Annotated in this window: 4 protein-coding genes; all 4 read right to left on the bottom strand. The window is 50.2% G+C overall.

The window, feature by feature from the left end; translation table 11 throughout:
• Window positions 1-561 precede the first annotated feature (561 nt).
• Complete coding sequence (locus tag PsAD37_RS20670) at window positions 562-813, bottom strand: hypothetical protein (RefSeq protein ID WP_153039821.1); 252 nt, start codon at window positions 811-813, stop codon at window positions 562-564.
• Between the two features lie 376 nt (window positions 814-1,189).
• Window positions 1,190-1,804 (bottom strand): TetR/AcrR family transcriptional regulator, encoded by a 615-nt coding sequence (locus tag PsAD37_RS20675; RefSeq protein ID WP_063297748.1) that lies wholly within the window; start codon window positions 1,802-1,804, stop codon window positions 1,190-1,192.
• Window positions 1,805-1,815: 11 nt separating this feature from the next.
• A complete protein-coding gene (locus PsAD37_RS20680) occupies window positions 1,816-2,673 on the bottom strand; it encodes a crotonase/enoyl-CoA hydratase family protein (protein WP_063297749.1) in 858 nt (285 codons plus the stop codon).
• Between the two features lie 319 nt (window positions 2,674-2,992).
• Entirely contained in the window at window positions 2,993-6,217 is a 3,225-nt protein-coding gene (locus PsAD37_RS20685) for a 4Fe-4S dicluster domain-containing protein (protein ID WP_063297750.1), read from the bottom strand.
• Between the last annotated feature and the right edge of the window lie 462 nt (window positions 6,218-6,679).

Below are 6,679 nucleotides of genomic sequence, written 5' to 3' on the forward strand. Positions count from 1 at the left end.
ATTCAAACAATTCAATAACTTCATATATCAACCCACACACCACCACCAGACACCCTAAAACCGCAGAAACAAGCCAATAACAACCAAACAAACAACAAAAATTAACAAAAACAAAATTTGCACAGACACTTGGAAAACACACAACTCAATCAGGACCGCCACCAAACCCACAAAAGCTGACTAAAAAAGAACGCCGCTAAACAACACAGCATTCCAAGAGCAACAATCAGAGATTGGAAACACACAAGAGAGCCTGACAAAAAGGTAAACAGAGATCCTGGCATCAAACATCCCCTACCCTCTACTCTTACAGCTAGCGCCACAGTGCAGAACAAGCCAAGGCAACACCCAGGAAGAGGAGCATCACCAATCAGAGGCAATCATTCAAAGGGAGACGTAAGAGAAAGACCAGCTGCATATAAAGAGCGCGATAGTTAGTTGATCGGCTCTAACAACAATGAACCGTGAACCCAAACAACACGTAAAGAGCAACAAAAGCCACCTTCAGCAGCTCCAAGACACCACAACACCAGTTTTGAGACGCTTTGCGTTTTTTTGCGTTCAAATCCGCAATGATGCGTTGCTATGTAAAATCAGCAAGCCAAACGGCAAAGCAAGTCCGCAAAAGACCTCGCACCAAGACAGTCCAAGGAAGCAACCAGGAGCAAGGCTCAGCAGCAGACTTATTCCCCATCTGCCAACATCTATTCCCACTCCAGAAAAACATATCCCCGCACTCAGCACGACAACTTCGGCATCGGCATCGGCATCGGCATCGGCATCGGACAAACCATAAAGCCAGCACTTCTTCACAAAGCACTCCTGTCCCAACATGCAACAAGCACAAATAACATCAGCACCCAAAGCAAACGGCCAAACCCAAACCACCTCAAGCCTTCAAATCAAACCAATTCCAAATATCAACCCAATCCCGGCAACCAAATCACCGCCAACAAAGACTCAAGGGGAACATTACGGGAATAGACCGAGATCAAAACAAGCTGCACTATCAAAACAAGCTGCACTATCAAAACCAACACAGACAACCCGACTATCGGTAAAATCCGAGTTCTTTGACAACTGAATAATGAACTTATTGAGTAGATCGCGCTCTGCTGTAGGCTAATTTACATTTCGCCAAGCTGGAATGCACCATCCGGCTTTCACCTAGAAAGAAGGCAAAGGCCAATCACCGACGTAATAACTGTTCCAACAGGTAGCGCCCGTCATAGTCCCAGTGAGACAACCGGCCAGTATGCCCCATCACTAACAACCCCATGCAATGTGCAATCGCACCAGCCGGCCATTCCGGAGACCGCCCTCCAGCACGAGCGCACCCCTCAATCAATGCAATCACCCTACTAACTTGCACGTTAAGAACACCATCAAGCTCACGCCCCAATCCAACCCGCTTCAATCCACTGAACACATACAAACCCAAAGCAAGATCATCCGGGCGTTCATTATAGAAATCAAAGAATGCAAGTACACCAGCCTGAGCCTTCTCTTCTATAGACAAGCAGGTTTCAATGGCCTCGGTAACGTTGATATGCAGCTGCTCTAGCGCTTCTTGTAAAACAGCACAGTAAAGCTCTTCTTTGCCATGAAAGTAGGGGTAGATTGCACCGGTTGTACATCCGGCAGTTCGGGCAATAGAGCGCATCGAAGCCCCGTCGAGACCTTCTTTTGTGAAAACATCACGTGCAGCATTCACAATGAGCGACCGGCGTGTCCCTCTCAGATGGTCTGCTCGCATTTGGCGGGCATCAACCTTGGTGCTTTCTTGATCATGTAAATCAGGCATCGTTTCTCACATTAAAGAGGCGCATTCATCGGGCGATTAGCGGTCCAATCAAATGTGCCCTGATCACGCTCGCGAACAGCCTGTTTCCAAGACACGTCTTCCGCCCGCTGTTTGAAATTCATGCCTTCAGGGCTATGGCGCGTAATACCATCAAAGAGCGTCGCTATCATTTGCGTCTGGTAAAGCCCCATGGACTCAATCGCCTGGTTGATCATGAGTTTTTGCATCATCAGCTGGTTCACCGGAATACCAGCCATCCGCTCAGCAAGCTTTTCAACTTCCTCATCAATTTGATCTAAGGGCACAGCTTTATGGATCAGACCAATTCGCTCTGCCTCTCGACCATCAATTTTGTCGCCAGTCAACAGCATGCGTTTTGCACGTTCCGGGCCAAGCCGATAAACCCACATTGCAGTTGTAGGACATCCCCACACTCGGACCGGCATGTAACCAATATGCGCATCCTCTGCCATAACAATCATGTCAGAACACAATGCAATGTCGGAACCACCTGCAACGGCGTGGCCATGCACTTTTGCAATGACAGGCCGATAACTGCGCCACAACGACATAAATAGATCTGTGTTTTGTTTCATGAAGGCATAATCCTTCATAGGATCCCAAGGCATTTCCTGAACACCCGGATTACTTCCCTCCGTTTCAGCATAAGCCGTCAGGTCATATCCCGCACAAAACGCAGGCCCATTACCGCCAAGCACAATGACATGAACACCGTCATCTGAGTTCGCCCGTGCCACACAAGCCGCCAGCTCTTGCGGAATATCCATATCAATAGCATTCATCACCTCAGGCCTGTTCAGTGTGATGCGTGCGATACGGCCATCTTTTTCATAAAGTACCTTAGTCATAGTTCCCTCCCATAACGACTCAATAAAAATATAACGCCGTTATATTTGAGGGAATTGGCCAATGGGAGAACCCAGCAGCCCAATCAACCTCTGGAATTTTCAGCCCTTAAAGTTGCTCTAAGTTCGGTTGAGCATTACGGCCCAACAGCAATATGGGCGTAATCCACCGATCTGGATGAGTATATGCTCTCGCCAATTCAGAAATCTCGACAAATAGCGCGCATTCTAACTTAGCTACAGGAGAGCACTAGAAAGTTATAAGAGGCGGAAACAATAGTTCCCACCTCAAAACGTCAAAACCACATCATGAAAAATTCGTCTAGAGCTCAAGTCGAAGCTCAGCGCCCTCATTCTTCGCCCGGGAACAGCACAGAACCAGAGTGTCTTCTTTTTCTTTCCCACTCAGCACAAAGTCACGATGCTCCACTTCGGCACCTTGATATTTGGCCGTGCAGACCCCGCAAATGCCATCCGAGCATTTGGTTAGCACGGAAATTCCCTTCTCGTTCAGGACATCAGCTGCGCTTTTGTCCTCTGGAATCTCAATACGCTCACCCGTTGACGCCAGTTTTACAAAGAAGCTTGTGTTGACATAATCACCCTGATCCGGAACCGAGAAATACTCTTTATGTAAGCTCTCCTCAGACCAGCCTTGAGCAGCAGCAGTCTCCAGCACTCCATCCATAAAGACATCCGGACCACACGTGTAAACATGATAGCCGTCTTCAAAGTCAGCCAGAATTGTACTCAGATCTGCCCGCTTTCCTTCACTGGAACAATGAATGAAAGCCTTATCCGCCCAAGGTGCTCGCTGAATTTCATCGATGAACCCAGCCTTGTGGCGATGACGGAAACAGTAGTGCAACTCAAAAGGCTTCCCAAGCACATGCAAACGATGCGCCATTGCAATCATTGGTGTCACGCCAATTCCACCGCCAAAGAGCAGTGTTTTCTTTGCATCTTCATGCAGCGGAAAATGATTGATCGGCTTGGAAATGAAAACTCGGCGTCCTTCATCGAAGATCCGGTGCATGAGCGCTGAACCGCCGCGCCCCTCTTTCTCTTCCAAAACACCAATCACATATTTACTGCTGTCTGCCGGATCGCCCGCCAGTGAGTACTGGCGCAAAAACTCAGGAGCCACAACAACATCGATATGCGCTCCAGCTTCAAACACAGGCAACGGCGAGCCATCATCCAACATGAACTCGTAGCGGGATACACCTTCCGCTTCCACATCCACCTTAGACAGGCGAACTGCTAAGACCGGTGACGAACTCGCACTGACCTCATAAACAGGAGCCAGGTCATTCGACCCAGCTGCAAGGCGGGCTTTGTATTCCTCAGCTGAAATCATACCCTGATAGGCCTTGATCCCTGCTTCCCGGTCCATCATGAACGGAAATGGCCATGGATGCGGCGCAAGATTGGCTGGATACACCGCCAGTGTTTGATCTTCATATTTAAGATCAAGGTCGAGCTGCAATTCGCGCGCATTGGTCTCTTCAGCAATCACATAATTACCATCACTGCTCGCAACCAGATCCCACCACCACTTTTTGACAGGGTTTATGGATCCGTTGCCAAGCTTGTCATCCAGCTTGGCAAGAACTTTGGCAGAAGATGGCATCTTCATTGCTGTCCAGCGGAACGGAGCTTCGCTGAACAATCCTTCAAGATTCCACGGACATGTTTTCATGCAGCGACCACACAAGGATCCCGCTGGCTGGGACACACGGTAACGCGCGCACTTCTCAGAGTCTGACTTCCAGATCTCGTAGCCATTGAACATACGTTTCGGCCCAGCTGTGATCGCCCCAGATGGACACTCACGCGCACATTTATTGCAGCTTTCGCAAAAGCGTTGCAGGCCAAAATCAATTGGCTTGTCGTAGGTGAACGGCATATCCGTCGTCACCACGCCAGATTTTAAGCGCGGGCCAAGGTAAGGGTTCAGAATAACCTCGCCAATACGGCTCACTTCACCAAGACCAGAAAGCAGTAACAGCGGTGGCTGAAGAACTTCACCATCAACGACAGAATGACAGCGGGCCGGATACCCCAGGCGGCGGATTTGCTCGGCAACGATACCGCCAATAATGGAGGTTCGCAGATACGCTCGCATCGACTGTGCACCGGAGATCCAATCATCTCCGCTTGCGCCCTCCATCGTCTCATGCCCTTGATCCACCAGAATGGAGATCGCGTTTTTATGGTAAGGCGTAATTGGCTCACCGCGTGCATCATGAGAATAGTAGGCGTGATCTGGGCAGCGGGATAGGCCAACCGCATCAGCACCAAGGAAATAGAGTGCCGACTTTACGTTGGCCGCATTTTTATCCGGGTCCACGGCACTCGGCGGAACTTCAGAGGCGGTCTCACCATCTTGCAGCAAGATCAGCGCGGCAAGCGCACGGCGGGCGCAGTACCCCATCGGGTTTTTGGCGAGATAACCGCCATTTTTGGCAGCTTCCTGAAGGGACTTACCCATGTCGCCAAAAAGAGCACGCGCAAACATGTCCGTCCGTTTGGGGACACGTGGCACGCGCGGCTCGTCAATAAAGGTCGTTGTTTCATTAACCCGCTTGATCTTCTCAAACGGGAACGCCCCCATGTGGTAATCGCGGTTCTCAAACGGTTTGCGATTAAAGGCATTCTTGAATGTCCCCATTCCCAACTGCCATGCAGGGCCGTGAGAACTCCAGACATCCGCTAGTTTCCGTGGTGCAAGCGGCTGATCAGGTGTCAGTTCAAGCGTGGTCGTCACAGCTGCCAGTGTAAACTCGCGGCCAACATATGGATTGGAAACGACTGTTTCACTTTCTTTCTCAAGCACCTCCACCAATCCGGCAGAAACCGCCAGCCGGTTCAAATCCACATCAGCACTGCTCGTGGTATGCGCACGCGCCTCAACACCCAACAGGCGCAGGTAGTTGGCCAGAACCACAGCCACTTCAGCCGCGCGGATAGCAGAACGCTGCTCGCAGGTACCCACAATCCAATCACCACCTGGCTCATCAGCTCTCGGCTCACGCGGATGCTCCATCAGCACCACAAGCGCAGAGCCATGATGTGTCACAGGTCCGGGGGTGGATGCCGCACTATCGCGGACATCTGCCATGGTCACGTCAATGCCAGCTGCCAGAGTCTTGGGCTGAAAGGTCTGAAGATCTTTTGCGAGCTTATCCAGATCAGGATTACGCAGCGATCGCTCAAGAAAATGATCAGGAACCAGATCACACGTACCCATCATAGTGGCATCGAAGAAATAACCAGCAGCTTTGAGGTGATTAGCCCTCTCCTGCGGATCATCTGGGATCTCTGAGGGCTTGGCGTTGTGTGCCCCATCGCGGATCGCATCCATGATCGCGCTGAAGGATGCCATCGAGTTGCACAGGATCTCTGGATTATCGGCCTGTGAGAAAACCGTTGGCATCACCTCGGGCACAAGCCTCAGATCAACCGCCTCATGCGTCCGCTTCAATCGTTCAGAAGGATATGGCCCAAGATGAACCTTTCTGTTTTTGTAGGAAAACAGACGCATATTACTCTCCCCCAGCCGGCTAGTTTGGCGATACTATTATGTCCCGGCTTATTAGTTCTTGCAGTAGCTCAGTCCTCCCCGACCAAACCACTACGAAAATTCATCAATTAACTCTTAGGCATTGCTGAGCTCATGTCAACATTAAGCGCCTTCATCACGACGACTTGAAAGAAAACGCGCAGCCAGACGACAATATAATTGCCATCAAGATGATCACAATTGAGTTTTTCACTCAAAACACTCAGAATATAAGGAGATACTGCCAGCATCCTAAACCCTTCAGACAGACAAATCAGTCTCAATGAAATTCATCCTGAGCAGCCCCATTTGAGTGGTCCAGATTGAAAGTTAGTGCATCACTGGCCTTTGGTCTATCGGTACGATAGCCTCTGTCGCAGGTAGGCGGTAGCCCAGAGCACTGTGGGGTCGTTTGGTGTTGTAGTGGTTCCCGCATTGAGCGCA

The sequence above is a fragment of the Pseudovibrio sp. Ad37 genome (assembly GCF_001623075.1).
Taxonomy (GTDB): domain Bacteria; phylum Pseudomonadota; class Alphaproteobacteria; order Rhizobiales; family Stappiaceae; genus Pseudovibrio.